This is a genomic window from Paraburkholderia sp. RL18-101-BIB-B (genome assembly GCF_046026985.1).
GTDB lineage: Bacteria > Pseudomonadota > Gammaproteobacteria > Burkholderiales > Burkholderiaceae > Paraburkholderia.
Genome location: NZ_JARESV010000028.1, coordinates 94,162 through 107,302, shown reverse-complemented (window position 1 = coordinate 107,302; position 13,141 = coordinate 94,162). Strand labels below are relative to the sequence as shown.

Annotated in this window: 18 protein-coding genes; 11 read left to right on the top strand and 7 right to left on the bottom strand. The window is 60.7% G+C overall.

Annotated elements, in window-relative coordinates:
• Positions 1-138: 138 nt before the first annotated feature.
• From P0D73_RS30600 to P0D73_RS30590, 3 genes are read left to right on the top strand one after another with little or no spacing between them, the layout of a single operon-like run.
• Positions 139-447 (top strand): Dabb family protein, encoded by a 309-nt coding sequence (locus P0D73_RS30600; protein ID WP_408314154.1) that lies wholly within the window; start codon positions 139-141, stop codon positions 445-447.
• On the top strand, positions 362-1,213 hold the full coding sequence (locus P0D73_RS30595; protein ID WP_408180304.1) for a sugar phosphate isomerase/epimerase family protein: 852 nt from the start codon (positions 362-364) through the stop codon (positions 1,211-1,213). The genes P0D73_RS30600 and P0D73_RS30595 overlap by 86 nt, the downstream gene beginning before the upstream one ends.
• A 40-nt stretch (positions 1,214-1,253) precedes the next feature.
• Complete coding sequence (locus tag P0D73_RS30590; RefSeq protein ID WP_408180303.1) at positions 1,254-2,222, top strand: Gfo/Idh/MocA family protein; 969 nt, start codon at positions 1,254-1,256, stop codon at positions 2,220-2,222.
• A 68-nt stretch (positions 2,223-2,290) separates the two neighbouring features.
• On the opposite strand, the gene P0D73_RS30585 is transcribed toward P0D73_RS30590, so the two are convergent.
• Positions 2,291-2,587 carry a hypothetical protein gene (locus P0D73_RS30585; protein ID WP_494478261.1) on the bottom strand — a complete coding sequence of 99 codons (297 nt, stop codon included), beginning with the start codon at positions 2,585-2,587 and terminating at the stop codon, positions 2,291-2,293.
• Positions 2,588-2,709: 122 nt separating this feature from the next.
• Here P0D73_RS30585 and P0D73_RS30580 point away from each other — a divergent pair, with 122 nt between their 5' ends.
• Positions 2,710-3,291, top strand: coding sequence for a LysR family substrate-binding domain-containing protein (locus P0D73_RS30580; protein WP_408180302.1), 582 nt, complete (start codon positions 2,710-2,712; stop codon positions 3,289-3,291).
• Positions 3,292-3,363: 72 nt separating this feature from the next.
• On the opposite strand, the gene P0D73_RS30575 is transcribed toward P0D73_RS30580, so the two are convergent.
• The 4 genes from P0D73_RS30575 to P0D73_RS30560 all read right to left on the bottom strand — a co-directional run bounded on the left by P0D73_RS30575 (position 3,364) and on the right by P0D73_RS30560 (position 8,352).
• Complete coding sequence (locus P0D73_RS30575; protein WP_408180301.1) at positions 3,364-4,662, bottom strand: L-fuconate dehydratase; 1,299 nt, start codon at positions 4,660-4,662, stop codon at positions 3,364-3,366.
• 111 nt (positions 4,663-4,773) lie between these two features.
• Positions 4,774-5,712, bottom strand: a complete 939-nt coding sequence (locus tag P0D73_RS30570; RefSeq protein WP_408180300.1) for an ABC transporter substrate-binding protein — start codon at positions 5,710-5,712, stop codon at positions 4,774-4,776.
• An 85-nt stretch (positions 5,713-5,797) separates the two neighbouring features.
• Complete coding sequence (locus tag P0D73_RS30565) at positions 5,798-6,823, bottom strand: ABC transporter permease (RefSeq protein ID WP_132378608.1); 1,026 nt, start codon at positions 6,821-6,823, stop codon at positions 5,798-5,800.
• A gap of 17 nt (positions 6,824-6,840) precedes the next feature.
• Positions 6,841-8,352, bottom strand: coding sequence for a sugar ABC transporter ATP-binding protein (locus P0D73_RS30560; RefSeq protein ID WP_408434274.1), 1,512 nt, complete (start codon positions 8,350-8,352; stop codon positions 6,841-6,843).
• Here P0D73_RS30560 and P0D73_RS30555 point away from each other — a divergent pair.
• Positions 8,351-8,488 carry a hypothetical protein gene (locus P0D73_RS30555; protein ID WP_165923937.1) on the top strand — a complete coding sequence of 46 codons (138 nt, stop codon included), beginning with the start codon at positions 8,351-8,353 and terminating at the stop codon, positions 8,486-8,488. The two genes, P0D73_RS30560 and P0D73_RS30555, sit on opposite strands and share 2 nt — an antisense overlap.
• A gap of 187 nt (positions 8,489-8,675) precedes the next feature.
• Here the strand turns inward: P0D73_RS30555 and P0D73_RS30550 are convergent, their stop codons facing one another.
• Positions 8,676-8,882, bottom strand: a complete 207-nt coding sequence (locus P0D73_RS30550; protein WP_106278507.1) for a hypothetical protein — start codon at positions 8,880-8,882, stop codon at positions 8,676-8,678.
• Between the two features lie 234 nt (positions 8,883-9,116).
• Here P0D73_RS30550 and P0D73_RS30545 point away from each other — a divergent pair, with 234 nt between their 5' ends.
• The 6 genes from P0D73_RS30545 (at position 9,117) to P0D73_RS30520 (ending at position 12,462) form a co-directional block, all read left to right on the top strand.
• The gene (locus P0D73_RS30545) at positions 9,117-9,281 is read left to right on the top strand and encodes a hypothetical protein (protein WP_408434271.1); all 165 of its coding nucleotides are present in this window, start codon (positions 9,117-9,119) and stop codon (positions 9,279-9,281) included.
• 55 nt (positions 9,282-9,336) lie between these two features.
• Positions 9,337-9,570 (top strand): hypothetical protein, encoded by a 234-nt coding sequence (locus tag P0D73_RS30540; RefSeq protein WP_408283661.1) that lies wholly within the window; start codon positions 9,337-9,339, stop codon positions 9,568-9,570.
• 14 nt (positions 9,571-9,584) lie between these two features.
• Positions 9,585-9,791 carry a hypothetical protein gene (locus P0D73_RS30535; RefSeq protein ID WP_408180297.1) on the top strand — a complete coding sequence of 69 codons (207 nt, stop codon included), beginning with the start codon at positions 9,585-9,587 and terminating at the stop codon, positions 9,789-9,791.
• Between the two features lie 106 nt (positions 9,792-9,897).
• The gene (locus tag P0D73_RS30530; RefSeq protein ID WP_408434268.1) at positions 9,898-10,620 is read left to right on the top strand and encodes a TetR/AcrR family transcriptional regulator; all 723 of its coding nucleotides are present in this window, start codon (positions 9,898-9,900) and stop codon (positions 10,618-10,620) included.
• A gap of 108 nt (positions 10,621-10,728) precedes the next feature.
• Entirely contained in the window at positions 10,729-12,066 is a 1,338-nt protein-coding gene (locus P0D73_RS30525) for a sensor histidine kinase (RefSeq protein ID WP_408283664.1), read from the top strand.
• Between the two features lie 210 nt (positions 12,067-12,276).
• Positions 12,277-12,462, top strand: a complete 186-nt coding sequence (locus tag P0D73_RS30520) for a DUF3563 family protein (RefSeq protein WP_408283666.1) — start codon at positions 12,277-12,279, stop codon at positions 12,460-12,462.
• A gap of 245 nt (positions 12,463-12,707) precedes the next feature.
• Here P0D73_RS30520 and P0D73_RS30515 read toward each other — a convergent pair whose 3' ends face one another.
• Positions 12,708-12,968, bottom strand: a complete 261-nt coding sequence (locus P0D73_RS30515) for a hypothetical protein (protein ID WP_408434265.1) — start codon at positions 12,966-12,968, stop codon at positions 12,708-12,710.
• Between the last annotated feature and the right edge of the window lie 173 nt (positions 12,969-13,141).

Genomic DNA, 13,141 nt, shown 5'->3' with positions numbered 1-13,141 from the left:
CGCGTTCGCGCCCGGTGCGCTAAGCGTCCCCCCCCCCCCCGGGGGGGGGGGCGCACGTTTGTCGCGGGCGGTTGCCCCCCCCCCCCCCGGGGGGCGCGGCGGCTCGCGTTCTTCGAGCAGATCCGGCGGCTCACCGAAGTGCCCGGCATTGCCTTCACGAACTTTCAGTGCGGACCCAATGTGTCGCCGGAAGGCTACGGCATGAACTTCGCCGACGGCTTCATGATGGACTTCGAGAGCCGCGCGGCCTGCTTTGCGTATCTCGCACACCCGACGCATCAGGCGATCGGCGCGCGTCTGCTCGAAGCACTCGATGGCGGCGCGCAAGGCCTGCTCGTGTTCGATATCGATCTGGAAACTTATGAGAAACCTTCAGGGAAGACTCGACCTGTGCTCCATCAATACCGCCACGCTGGGGCATCGGGAGCCGCTCAGTCGCACGATTGACCGCATCGCCAGAGCCGGTTTCGGCGGGATTGCGCCGTGGCGTCGCGAAGTCGACGAAGCCGACGTCGTGCAGATCGCGAGACAGATCAAGGCGCTCGATCTCACGGTAACGGGCTATTGCCGCTCGACTTACTTGCCGGCGACGACATCGGCGGAATTCGCGGCGAACGTCGAAGCCAACCGCGCTGCGTTGCGTGACGCGGCCACCCTCGGCGCGCGTTGCTTCGTGATGGTGGTCGGTGGACTGCCCGAAGGCAGCCGGGATCTGACGAGCGCGCGAAACCAGGTTACAGAGGGCATTGCGATGCTGCTAGAAACCGCTCGCGACTGCGGTGTGCCGCTTGCGCTCGAACCGCTGCATCCGGTGTACGCAGCTGACCGTGCCGTGCTCAACACCATCGCGCAGGCATTGGAAATTTGCGAGCGCGTGGATAATGATCGCAGCGGAATGATCGGCGTCGCCGTGGATGTCTATCACTGCTGGTGGGACCCCGCGCTGACGGCGTCAATCGAGGCAGCGGGCCGCGCCGAGCGACTTCTTGCGTATCACGTGTGTGACTGGCTGCGCGAAACGCGCGACGTGTTGCTCGATCGAGGCATGATGGGCGATGGCGTGATCGACCTGCCCGCCGTTCGGCAAACCATTGAACGAGCCGGCTACGATGGGCTGATCGAAGTCGAAATTTTTTCCGCGCAAGACTGGTGGCGGCGTGATCCGGAAGAAGTTCTGGCAATCTGTGCCGAACGTCTGCAGAGCGTCTGCTGACAGCGCAACGCGGAACCGCATCAACAATAAAGGAAAGACAATGACAGACAGAGTCCGTTGGGGCGTATTAGGCGCCGCAAAGATCGCGAACAACTTCGTGGTGCCGGCCCTGCAACGATCGCGCAATGGCCGGGTGACTACGGTAGCCAGCCGCGATCACGCCCGCGCGCAGGCTTTCGCGACGAAGCATGATATCGCGCATGTATCGTCCAGCTATGAGGAAGTGATCGCGAGCCCGGACGTGGATGCGATCTATATTCCACTGCCGACGGCAAGCCACTTCGAATGGTGCAAGAAGGCAATGCTCGGCGGCAAGCACGTGTTGTGCGAGAAGCCGATTGCCATGAGTGCGGCCGAGGTGCAGGAACTGATCGCGTTGCGCGATCAAACGGGTCTTGTATGCGCCGAAGCGTTCATGGTGGCGCATCATCCGCAGTGGACCTTTGTGCGCGATAGTCTTGCACAAGGCTTGATCGGCGAGCTCAAGCTGGTTGAAGGCTCATTTACCTACTTCAATGACGACCCCGACGCGCTCAAGAACAACCTCGCACTCGGCGGCGGCGGCGTGCGAGACATCGGCGTATATCCGGTCGTCACTACGCGTCTTGCCACCGGCCTGGAACCCGATCGCGTCCAGAGCGAGGTCGTGTTGGACCCGCGTTTCGGCACCGACCGGTTCGCCCGCTGCGTCGCGGATTTTCCGGGGTTCACGCTGAGCTTCTATTGCGGCACACAAATGGCGCGCCGCCAGCACATGATCTTTCATGGCACCAAAGGATGGCTGAGCGTCGATGCGCCGTTCAATCCGGGAAGCTATGGCCCTGCGCAAGTCCGCCATCGTTCAAATGAAACAGGCAATGAACACTTGCAGAAATTCAGCGATGTAGACCAGTATCAGGCGATGGTAGAGGACTTCTCGGACACGGTCATCGGCCGCAAAACCGGACTCGCATTTTCTCTCGAGAGTTCGCTTGCCAATCAGCGCGTCATCGATCAGATACTTCGCTGACGATTAGAACGTCAGGCGGCCAGATCGTCGGATGAACCGCCAATCACGCCGCCACATTAAACGAAACCCTAGAACAAGGTGCGAATGCCGACGCGCACCGCCGTCGACGATTGGCCGGTACTCACATACTCGCCGTTTGCAAACACCGGCGCCACGCCACCGCCGAGAAACACAGGCGCCGCGCCGCCTGATGCACGCAGATACGTTGCACTCGTGTAGACGTCGGTACGCTTGGACAACGCATAGTCGAGCAGCGCCGTCACGTTCTGCCACTTCTGCCCTTCGAGTTTGCTATACCAGTAGCCGCCCATCAGCGTGGTGGCGGGCGTTAGCTGGAATACTTCGTTGGCCTCGTAAGTGGTCATAGAGCCGCTGTCGTCGCGAACGCGGAAATGCACATCGGTGAACAGGAGACGAGTAAGGCTACGGCCGAAGCGGTAACTGCCGCCAATGCCGAAGCTGCTGACGCTATACGAACGCGTCTTCGTTGTCGCCGCTTTTCCCGCGTCTGATTCACGCTTACCGCACGCAGCGGCCGAAGGTGAATATCTCGTTGCTCGAGCTGTCCTCGTCGTTGCAGATCGAGGCGATCGAACAGCGTGAGCTGGATGTCGGTTTGCTGCGGTTGCCGGACAACACGCCGCGGACCGAACTCGTTTTCACGCCGTTGATGGAAGAGCCGTTGCTTGTTGCCATGCATGCCGGGCACCGCCTGGCGAAGGCCACGTCGATCAAGATCAAGGATTTGCGCGGCGAGCCGTTTATTGCGTATCCGCGCGCCGCGGGTGTGGCCGTGTCGCAGCAGATACTTGCGCTGTGCGCGAAACGCGGCTTTGAACCGCAGGTGGTGCAAGAAGCGCAGCAGGCTTCGACGTTGATCGGCCTGACGGCGACAGGGCTTGGCATTGCGTTGGTGCCGGCTACGTTGCAAACCATCGCGGTGCCCGGCGTCGTGTTCAGAACGCTCGATGAGACCGACACCACGACTACGTTATATATCGCGCACCGTTACGGCGATGCGAACGCGCGAGCCATGCAATTTGCGGAGCTTGCGCTGGGGTTGCGGTAAGACGTCGAACCAAGAGAATCAGCGCTGCACAATTCAGCGCAACGCTTTCGCAGACTCAAGTCGGGCCACACCTCACCCCTTCCACGCTGCCCCCTCAGGAAAGTCATACTCATCAAGCGACGCCGCATGCATCTCGATGCTGTAACCCGGACGCTGCGGCGGCATATAACGGCCATGGCGGATCACAACCGGATCGACGAAATGCTCATGCAAATGATCCACGTATTCGAGCACCCGGTTTTCCAGTGACGCCGACACGCAGATATAGTCGAACAGCGAAATGTGCTGGACGTACTCGCACAATCCGACACCGCCCGCATGCGGGCACACCGGCACGCCGAATTTCGCCGCCATCAGCAGGACGATGATCACTTCGTTCAGCCCACCCAGGCGGCAGCTATCGACCTGACAGAAGTCGATGGCCCGCGCCTGCAGCAACTGCTTGAACATCACCCGGTTATGACAGTGCTCGCCCGTCGCGACGCCGATCGGCCGAATCCGCTCGCGGATGGCCGCGTGACCGAGAATGTCGTCGGGACTCGTGGGCTCCTCGATCCACCACGGATCGAATTGCGCCAGGCGCCGCATGTTCGCGACCGCTTCGTCGACATCCCACACCTGGTTCGCGTCCATCATCAGCTTCAGATCCTCGCCGATTTCTTCGCGCAGGATGCGAGCACGGCGCATATCCTCTTCGAGATTGCCGCCCACCTTCTGCTTGAAGTGCGTCCAACCCTGCGCGACGCCTTCACGCGCGAGCCGGCGGATCTTGTCGTCGTCGTAGCCGAGCCAGCCGGCCGATGTCGTGTAGGCCGGATAGCCTTGTGCAAGCATCTCCTTTTCGCGTTCGCCGCGCGTTTTCGCGTGACGATGCAGCATGGCGATGGCCTCCTCCGGCGTGATCGCATCCGTCACGTAGCGGAAATCGAGGCAACGCACGAGTTCTTCGGGGCTCATGTCGACGAGCAGCTTCCACACGGGCTTGCCTTCCGCTTTGGCCCACAGATCCCAGGCCGCGTTGACGACAGCCGCCGTCGCCAGATGAATCGCGCCCTTGTCCGGGCCGATCCAGCGCAACTGGCTGTCCGACGTCAGCGCGCGCCAGAAAGCGCCCATGTTCGCGGCGATATCCTCGAGCCGTTTGCCGACGATCAGCGGAGCAAGCGCCTGTACCGCGGTCACGCAAATCTCGTTGCCGCGTCCGATCGTGAAGGTAAGGCCGTGGCCAGTGAGCGCGTCGGGCGAATCAGTTTCGAGCGTGACGTAGGCGGCGGAATAATCCGGCGCGGCGTTCATTGCATCGGAGCCGTCCAATGAGCGCGAGGTGGGAAACCGAATGTCACGGACGGACAGCTTGGTGATCGTGGGCATCTGAACACTCTCCTCTGCGGCAGCCATCGACTTCGGTCCAAAAGCCAACAGGGCCGTGGCATCGAACGACGCCGCGACCCATCCCCTCTCACCGCGTTCAGGCGGCGACGATCAATCGTAGAGCACGGCTGCGATCTTCGGATCGGTCATATTGGTCTTGTCGTACCAGTAGAAGCCCGTGTCGACTTTCTTGGGCAGCTTCTCGCCCTTGAGCGCCTTCACCGCGGAGTCGACCACGCACTTGCCGATGCCGACCGGGTTCTGCGTAATGGCGCCGGCCATCAAACCCGAATTGATGTCGTCCTTCTGCTCCTTGCCGGAGTCGAAGCCGATCAGCACCAGTTTTTTGCCGGATTCCTTGACTCCGATCGCGGCACCTGCGGCCGAGCCCTCATTCGCCCCGAATATGCCCTTGAGATTGGGGGTGGCCTGGATCATCGTCTTGGCAATTTCCGCCGACTTCAAATGGTCGCCGCCGCCATATTGGACTGAAACGATCTTGATGTTCGGGTGCTTCGATTTCATTTCATTCAGGAAGCCATCGCGGCGATCGACGCCGGTGCGGCTCGTCTGATCGTGCACGATCACGCCGACTTCGCCGGCATTGCCGATCGCCTCGGCCATCTTGTCGGCGGCGAGGGCAGCCGCGGCGAGGTTATCCGTTGCACACGTCGTCAGCGGAATATCGCTGTCCACGCCGGAGTCGAAAGCGATCACGGGTATCTTGCCGGCCTGCGCGCGCTTTAACAGCGGAATGGCCGCCTTGCTATCGAGTGCGGCGATGCCGAGCGCCTGCGGCTTCTTGGCTAGCGCGGCCGAGAGCATGTCGATCTGCTTGTCGACCATGGCCTCCGTTTCCGGCCCCTCGAAGGTGATCCTGACGTTGTGCTCCTTGGCCGACTGTTCCGCGCCGGCTTTGACGGCCTGCCAGAACTGATGCTGGAAGCCCTTCGAAATGAGCGGGATGTAGGTGTCCGCATATGTCACGCTCGTCCCGCCAATGAGAGCGCCAACGCCTACCACGACACCGATTAGTTTTCTTTTCAACATGGTGTTTCTCCTCCTAAGATGGGCTATCAACTTCAGCCGTTGGGGAGCTTATGGCGCTCCATTCCTTATCCTGCCCCGCGTCGCGTCAGCTTTTCTTGCGCCGCAAAATATCGCCGTAGACCGCGAGAATGATGATGAGACCGGTCACCACGATCTGCCATTCCTGCGCGACGGACATGATGCGCAGACCGTTGGTCAGCACGCTCATGATGAACGCTCCGATGATCGTGCCGAGAATCGTGCCCGCGCCGCCGCTAAGAGAAGTCCCGCCGATGACCACGGCCGCGATCGCTTCGAGTTCGTACCCTTGGCCTAGCGCCGGCTGGGCCGAATTCAGGCGCGAGGCGATGAGCAGACCGGCGACGCCGCAAATCGCTCCGCTCAGACCGTAAATGGCGATCTTCCACCGATCGACATTCACGCCGGACAGGCGCACCGCCTCTTCGTTGCTGCCGAGCGCGAAGGTATAACGGCCGAGCGCAGTGCGATTGAGCGTGATCGAACTCACCACCGCCAGGAAAAACAGAATCAGGACCGCGTTCGGAACAGGCAGGCTCGGCAACAGGTCACCGATCAGCGAATCCTGCGAGATCATGTAGAAGTTTTCGGTGTCGGTGAAATAGATCGGCTTGTCGGCCGAGACGACCAGTGAAAGCCCTTTCAGCAGCATCATCATGCCGAGCGTGGCAATGAACGGCGGTATTTTCATTTTCGCCGTGAGGGTGCCCGAAACGGTCCCGCAGATCGCGCCCGTGCCAATCGCGGCAAGGACGCCGGTCCACATCGGCAAATGCCAATAGGTCAGAAACACGCCGCAAATCACCGCGGTAAAAGTCATCAACGTGCCGACGGACAAATCGATGCCTCCGGTAATGATGACGAACGTGCAGGCGATCGCCAGCACGCCGTTGACCGCCGTCGCCTGCAGAATCCCGAGCATGTTGTCCATCTGCATGAAAGCGGGAGACGCGAAGCTGAAAAACACCAACAGCAGGATCAGGCTCCCGAAGGCGAGCAGCTTTTGCAAAGCGGTCGGCGTGAAGACGCGGGCTCTAAGGCTCGAGGACCTCTTTTTATTGCCCAGCGCCGAAGTGTCCGATTGCAGTGTCATAAGAGACCTCTCGAGGCTCACGCCGCGTTTAGGGGTTCGCGCTGCGTGGCCAGTTGCATGATGCGCTCTTGGGTCGCTCCCGTCGCAGGAAGTTCGCCGGTGATGCGGCCCTCGCACATTACGACGATGCGGTCGCTCATGCGCAGGATTTCCGGCAGTTCCGACGAGATCATTACGATTGCCTTGCCCTGATCCGCGAGCGAGCGCAGAAGCTTGTAGATTTCACTTTTAGCGCCGACGTCGATGCCGCGCGTCGGCTCGTCGAAGAAGAGCACGTCGCAGTCGCGCTCGAGCCATTTCGCAATGACGATTTTCTGCTGATTGCCGCCCGAGAGCAGCCGCACCTCCTGCGTCGCGGAAGGCGTGCGAATGGCGAGCAGATTGATGAAATGCGCGGCGGTCTGGCGTATCTGCGTACGGCGCAGGAAAAAGTTCAGCGACAGGAATTTGCGCAAGTTGGACATCACGATGTTCGATTCGACGCTCATTCCGGTCGCAAGGCCGAAGCGCTTGCGGTCTTCCGATAGATAGCCGATACCGCGCGCCACCGCATCGCTCGGATTCCTGATCGTCGCTTTCACGCCTTTCACGACGATCTCGCCCGATTCGATCGGATCGGCGCCGAACACCGCGCGGGCGACTTCGGTACGACCGGCGCCCATCAAGCCCGCAAAACCCAGTATCTCGCCCTTGCGCAGCGCAAAGCTCACGTCTCTGACCAGCGGGCCGGCGTTCAGATTGGTGACTTCGAGTGCGACCTCGCCCTGGTTGGCGATGTGTTGGGAAGGCGCGGCGTCGGTCAAGGTGCGCCCGACCATCATGCCGATGATCGCCTGCACGCTGGTGTCTTTCGCCTCGACCGTTGCCACATATTCACCATCGCGCAACACGGTGACGCGGTCGGCAATCTGCTTCAACTCATCCATCTTGTGCGAGATATAGACGATCCCCACGCCCCGGCCCTTCAGCTCGCGGATGATGCGGAACAGCTCGGCGATTTCGGCGTCGTTGAGCGCCGAGGTCGGTTCGTCCATGATCAGGACGCGCGAGTCGTAGGACAAAGCCTTGGCGATCTCGACCATCTGCTGCTTTGCGACGGTCAGCGTGCTGACCACCGCGCGCGGGTCGAGACTCACATGCATGCGGGCGAGAATGTCGTGCGCCTGCGCGTTGAGCTTGTCTTCGTCGAGGAACAGTCCGAGTCGCCCGCGTGGCTCGCGGCCGATGAACATGTTCTGCGCGACGGTCAGATGGTTCATCAGCTGGAGTTCCTGATGAATGATGCCGACGCCCACGGCCTGCGCCTCGCGCGGGCTCTGGAAATCGACCGGCTGGCCGTCATAGATGATTTCGCCGGTATCCCGCGTGTACACGCCAGCGAGGATTTTCATCAGCGTCGACTTGCCGGCGCCGTTCTCGCCCATTAGCGCGTGGACTTCGCCCGTCATGAGCTCGAACTGGACTTCGTGAAGCGCCCTCACGCCGGGAAAGCGCTTGCTGAGCCGTTTGACGGAAATGAGCGGGGTCATGATGCGGATCGAACGACAAATCCGCGAGCGCCGCTGGCCTCATTGCGAGGAGCGGATCGAAAAAACGTGGAACCCCGCTGCGCCGGGCGCCGCCGGGTATCGCAGTGCAAAGACGGACGGTGCAAAGCGCGGTTGAAATCGCAACGAGAAGCCAGACGCATTGCTGGGCCCTCAAATCGATGTGCCACGATTTTACGACGCTGGACCTCGCCGGCTCAAGGTTAGGCATTCCCTAATAGGACGAGACTCCTGAATGCGTCGCTTGCCTGCTTCCCACTATTTGATTTGTCGCCGATTTCAGGCCGATGCGTTGGCCTTCAATATCAGAACAGTTGAGCGCCAAGCTCGCGCAGGCTGTTCCATTTCACGGTGCTGACAAAAGTGCGACCCGTGGTGTCGAGCGATTCAATCATCGCTCGCTGGCCGCGCGCTTCGGCGACAACGCGCACGATGCGCGCCTGGTAGCGCAGCAGCGCGCCAATCGGCGGGCACAGCGCTTCCCGGCGGATCCGCGATCGTTTCTTTTCCATACCCAATCTATCTAGATGTCCAGCGAGTTGCAGGGCCGCCGACTATCCACGGCGTCTCTACGCGCGATGCTACCAGGTTGGCCGGCAATGGTCCAGGCCGTCTAGCGGCGCTCGGCTTGGCCTCGCGTTGCACCGACCGTCGGCCGCGAAGCTTACGTTAGCCTGAAGCCGTGCTAATTCATCGCTAATTCAAGCCCGATACCCTCATCGTCATGGTAACGATGGGGATGACCCATGGCCGACGTGCTTGAATGGCTCATAGATATCTCGGTGGCGAGCGCGAGTGCCGCAGCCACCGGCTCGATCTTCCCGCTGCTGGTCGGCGTGGCCTGCGAGACGCGCCGGCACGTCGTCAAACATCGCGATGCCGGCAGGATGGAAAAGCACAGCGCCTTGTGAAAATCGGTGCAATTGCAACGACCGCGGCAGTTCGAACGCCTGCGCGCCGACATCAATGAACGCAAACATCCGCATCGGGATCAGCGAGCCAGTTTTAACGACAATCCATTCCCATATATTTTTACAGTGCAAAGATGACTTGACCGGCGTCACGCTAGGAGACGATATTTTTACCATTGTAAAGATTTGCGCTCGACGCGACCAGCGCGGTGATTCGATCAGTGGCACTACTGGAATTCCGGATCGCGCTAATGGCGCAGCCTGCCGCGCAAACAGGGAATCCATTTGATGACAGCCACCTGTATGAATACGCTTGGCGATGAACGTTTAGACACCTTAAGTGAAATAGCGATCGATTGTTTGGGCATCGAGCCCCTCGCTTCGCCAGTACAAAGGCAGGACGCGCGCTTTGTCGTGGTCCGCGCCGAAGATATTGCTCGCGCCCTCGAGAGCGCTTACGACGTCGGCCTGATCAACGGATACCGGCTGCATAGGCTGAACGGCATGTAGTCCGCGACGTATGGGTCGATATTTTCAGCGCGAAGATTTTGACTTTCCCCTTTCAGTCGGCCAATATATCTTTTCACTGTAAAAATACTGCTTGCGACCAACAACCATGAAAGAAGCAACGTCACGCCGCAAAGCGTCCGCGTCTCCAAAAACTACTGCCCCAGCCGATCACTCGTCACGCGACAAGCCCTATCATCACGGCGCCCTGCCCCACGCGTTGCTTGAAGCGGCGGAGGTCGTACTACGGCGCGACGGCATTCGCGGTCTGACATTGCGCGCTATCGCGCGCGAGGCCGGCGTATCGCATACGGCGCCCCAGCATCATTTCGGCGACACGGCTGGGGTGTTGAGCGAACTTGCCGCCAGCGGACACCGGCGGCTCGCCGCTTCCATGGCGGAGCAGGCGGACGGTATCGAAGCGGGCCAGGCGCGGCGCAAAGCCATCGCCCGCGGCTACGTCAGCTTCGCGGTGGCCAATCCGGATTTGCTGCACCTCATGTCGCGCAACGAAATGCTCGACGCGGCGCGCCCTGCTCTCACGCAGGCTCGGCAAGTGTCGGCGCGCGCCCTGGCCGGCGTATTCAGCGCGCCAGCCGAACGCACGGAGGAGGATAGATCCTCATTCGGCCGAACCACTGCGGCTCAGGCCATCGCCATGACTGCGGGCTGGGCCTACGTTCACGGACTTGCTTTGCTTCTGATCGACGGACGCCTGAATGCGCTGGCCGCATCCGCCGACGGCATACGAAGCGCCGAGGATCTGGTGGAAGCCGCGATCGAGCACGTCCAGATCGTTCCCGCCGAGCCCGCGGGCAAAGGCCGAAAATGAACTGGAAGGCTCACGCCGCGATGAAGCAACGCTCATGCTGAAGCCAATAACGGGAACGCGTGCTTCCTCTCGCGGCCTCGCCACTCGTTCCTTCTGACGTTCACATCCATGCTCAAATCGCTCCGCAACCAACTCGTTATCGCAATCGGCGCCGTGGTGAGCCTGTTCGCCATTCTGCAGGGCGTGAGCTCCTACCAGTTCTGCGTGGCAGGCATGAGCGCGGTGCTCGATCTGCGCATGGAACAGGTCGCATCGCGTTTGCGAGTTGGCTTCGGCGACGGCATCCCGACGGTTCCGGCGCGCGGGTCGCAAGACGCTCGCGATATTTTCATCGTCATCTGGAAAGAGGGCGAAACACAGCCCGTGCGATCCACCGAGCCATCGCTGCTCCTGCCGCGCGATGCGGCCACCGGTTTCACGTCGCCGGTGGTCAATGGCGAACGGTGGCGGATCTATACGGCGCGTGACGGCGCTCAGACTGTCCAGGTCGCACAGCGCCTGTCAGTACGTCATGAGATCGAGGAGACCGCCGCGACCAAGACCCTATGGCCGATCGTCGTGTTGATTCCGCTCGTCTGGGCCGCGGTGATCTTTGTCGTGAGCCGTTCGTTGCGGGAACTGAATCGGCTCGGCAACGAGGTCCGCGTTATCGACGTGAACCATCTGCAAGCGTTGCCGCTCACAGGTGTGCCCACCGAACTGCTGCCGTTCATCCGCTCCATCAATCTGATGATCGAGCGGCTTGCCCGCTCCGTCGAGAGTGAGCGCAAATTCATTTCCGATGCCGCGCACGAGTTGCGAACACCGCTCACGGCTCTGCAATTGCAGGCTGACAATCTGCAACGAGACATCATGCCCAGCAATCAGGAACGGTTTCGCGCGCTTCAAGGCGGGATCACGCGCAGCAGCAATCTGATTTCGCAGTTGTTGCGGCTCGCGCGCGCGGACGCGCCGCCCGTCGGCCAATCTCTGACACGGGCGATGGTCAGCGTCGATGTCGCGGCCGCCGTCGTCAACGCCATTGCCGACGTGTTGCCGATCGCCATGCAGCGTGGCATCGATATCGGCGCGGACGAAATGGTCAGCGCCAACGTGCGCGCAATCGAACTCGACGTCGGCACCGTGATCAAGAACCTCGTCAGCAATGCGGTTCGCTATACGCCCGACGGTGGCACGATCGATTTGTCGACCCGCGTGCAGAACGGAATGGTGGATGTCGAAGTGACGGACACCGGTCCCGGCATTGACGAAACCCTGCTGCCCCGCGTGTTCGATCGTTTCTTTCGCGCCAATACGGACATTGAGGGCAGTGGGCTCGGGCTCTCGATTGTGAAGGCGATTGTCACGCGGTATGGCGGGACGGTGACGCTCCGCAATCGCAGCGACGGACAGTCCGGCATCGTTGCCACGGTCAGTTTTCCAATTGAACCGGCCGGTGCTGCTTGATGGGCGGCGTACCCGGTTGCCGGAAACTGCGTGGCGCAATCTTGCGGCTCAACCTGCTCGGCGCATAACATCGCCCGGCGTTCATCGCCATCGTTCACCGCTCATTTGCAACTCATTCTTCGCGCCTACGATGATGTTCATCGACGGGCAGCGCTTCATTTCAAGGCCATTCATTCATCACGCTCGTCGTACTAACGAACGGAGCACGTCATGTTTGAAAAATTTGCCAAGGGCCTGGGTTCACTCTTCTTCGACTCACGAGACCGCCAACGCGACGCGTTTCTGGCCGAAGCGGTCGATTTCGCCGACCTCGAAAACCGCATGCGAATGATCGAGATGAACCATCAACCGTTCGCGTTTTATTCGCGCGACGCGTCCCGAGTACGGGCCGATTGACCCGCCTCGACGGCGGCACCGAAATGCAATAGCTGAGCGTGAAACGCGGGAGGACTGCGAAGGTCGGTCCGTGCCCGCGCAAATTGCCGGAAACAGGGAAGCCCAGTACGGTCGGCATTCGATATCGCCATAGGCCCGGTTAGACACCGAGTCCAGTTGACGACTCGCAAGCGTTGAACCGGCGATTACTGCCCGACATGTGTCGAGCGTAATCGCCGGTTGCGTTTTAATGTCTGCGTCATTATTTAGTGACGGAGGTAAATCGAATTCAAGCCCACGTTCGAGTTCGGACGCAGCAGTTCGGCTGGCATTGCGCCGACGTGCGCGCCGTGGTTACCGATAGCCGGAGTGGTATGCGTCGACATCGGCGGTGAATCGACACCGACGACTTCATAGGCCACCATCTCGACCTGCATTTCATCGACCTGGGCGACAGGTTGTGCGAACGCCGCAGTCGGCAAAGCGATCATGGCGGCGAGCAGTGTGGTGCGGAAAAACTTGTTCATGGTAATGCTCCTTCAAAGTTGCAGCTTCATTCTGGGTATGGGATACGGCTCGGGCTCTTGCAACGTCGCTTGCCAGGTCGATCCCGGCGCCGTCCGCAAATTAACGGCGGCAGTTCGATGCGGCGAAGTCACCGCGGCATCGATCTTTTCCACGACGATTGCCAACCACGAGA

What these genes read in the sequence shown, in the direction of transcription:
- P0D73_RS30535 (WP_408180297.1), top strand. Translation starts at nt 9,585, where the DNA reads ATGAATACGCTTGGCGATGAACGTTTAGACACCTTAAGTGAAATAGCG.
- P0D73_RS30520 (WP_408283666.1), top strand. Translation starts at nt 12,277, where the DNA reads ATGTTTGAAAAATTTGCCAAGGGCCTGGGTTCACTCTTCTTCGACTCA.
- P0D73_RS30550 (WP_106278507.1), bottom strand. Translation starts at nt 8,882, where the DNA reads ATGGAAAAGAAACGATCGCGGATCCGCCGGGAAGCGCTGTGCCCGCCG.
- P0D73_RS30515 (WP_408434265.1), bottom strand. Translation starts at nt 12,968, where the DNA reads ATGAACAAGTTTTTCCGCACCACACTGCTCGCCGCCATGATCGCTTTG.
- P0D73_RS30570 (WP_408180300.1), bottom strand. Translation starts at nt 5,712, where the DNA reads ATGTTGAAAAGAAAACTAATCGGTGTCGTGGTAGGCGTTGGCGCTCTC.
- P0D73_RS30545 (WP_408434271.1), top strand. Translation starts at nt 9,117, where the DNA reads ATGGCCGACGTGCTTGAATGGCTCATAGATATCTCGGTGGCGAGCGCG.
- P0D73_RS30585 (WP_494478261.1), bottom strand. Translation starts at nt 2,587, where the DNA reads ATGACCACTTACGAGGCCAACGAAGTATTCCAGCTAACGCCCGCCACC.
- P0D73_RS30540 (WP_408283661.1), top strand. Translation starts at nt 9,337, where the DNA reads ATGAACGCAAACATCCGCATCGGGATCAGCGAGCCAGTTTTAACGACA.
- P0D73_RS30560 (WP_408434274.1), bottom strand. Translation starts at nt 8,352, where the DNA reads ATGACCCCGCTCATTTCCGTCAAACGGCTCAGCAAGCGCTTTCCCGGC.
- P0D73_RS30555 (WP_165923937.1), top strand. Translation starts at nt 8,351, where the DNA reads ATGATGCGGATCGAACGACAAATCCGCGAGCGCCGCTGGCCTCATTGC.
- P0D73_RS30565 (WP_132378608.1), bottom strand. Translation starts at nt 6,823, where the DNA reads ATGACACTGCAATCGGACACTTCGGCGCTGGGCAATAAAAAGAGGTCC.
- P0D73_RS30590 (WP_408180303.1), top strand. Translation starts at nt 1,254, where the DNA reads ATGACAGACAGAGTCCGTTGGGGCGTATTAGGCGCCGCAAAGATCGCG.
- P0D73_RS30595 (WP_408180304.1), top strand. Translation starts at nt 362, where the DNA reads ATGAGAAACCTTCAGGGAAGACTCGACCTGTGCTCCATCAATACCGCC.
- P0D73_RS30575 (WP_408180301.1), bottom strand. Translation starts at nt 4,662, where the DNA reads ATGCCCACGATCACCAAGCTGTCCGTCCGTGACATTCGGTTTCCCACC.
- P0D73_RS30530 (WP_408434268.1), top strand. Translation starts at nt 9,898, where the DNA reads ATGAAAGAAGCAACGTCACGCCGCAAAGCGTCCGCGTCTCCAAAAACT.
- P0D73_RS30525 (WP_408283664.1), top strand. Translation starts at nt 10,729, where the DNA reads ATGCTCAAATCGCTCCGCAACCAACTCGTTATCGCAATCGGCGCCGTG.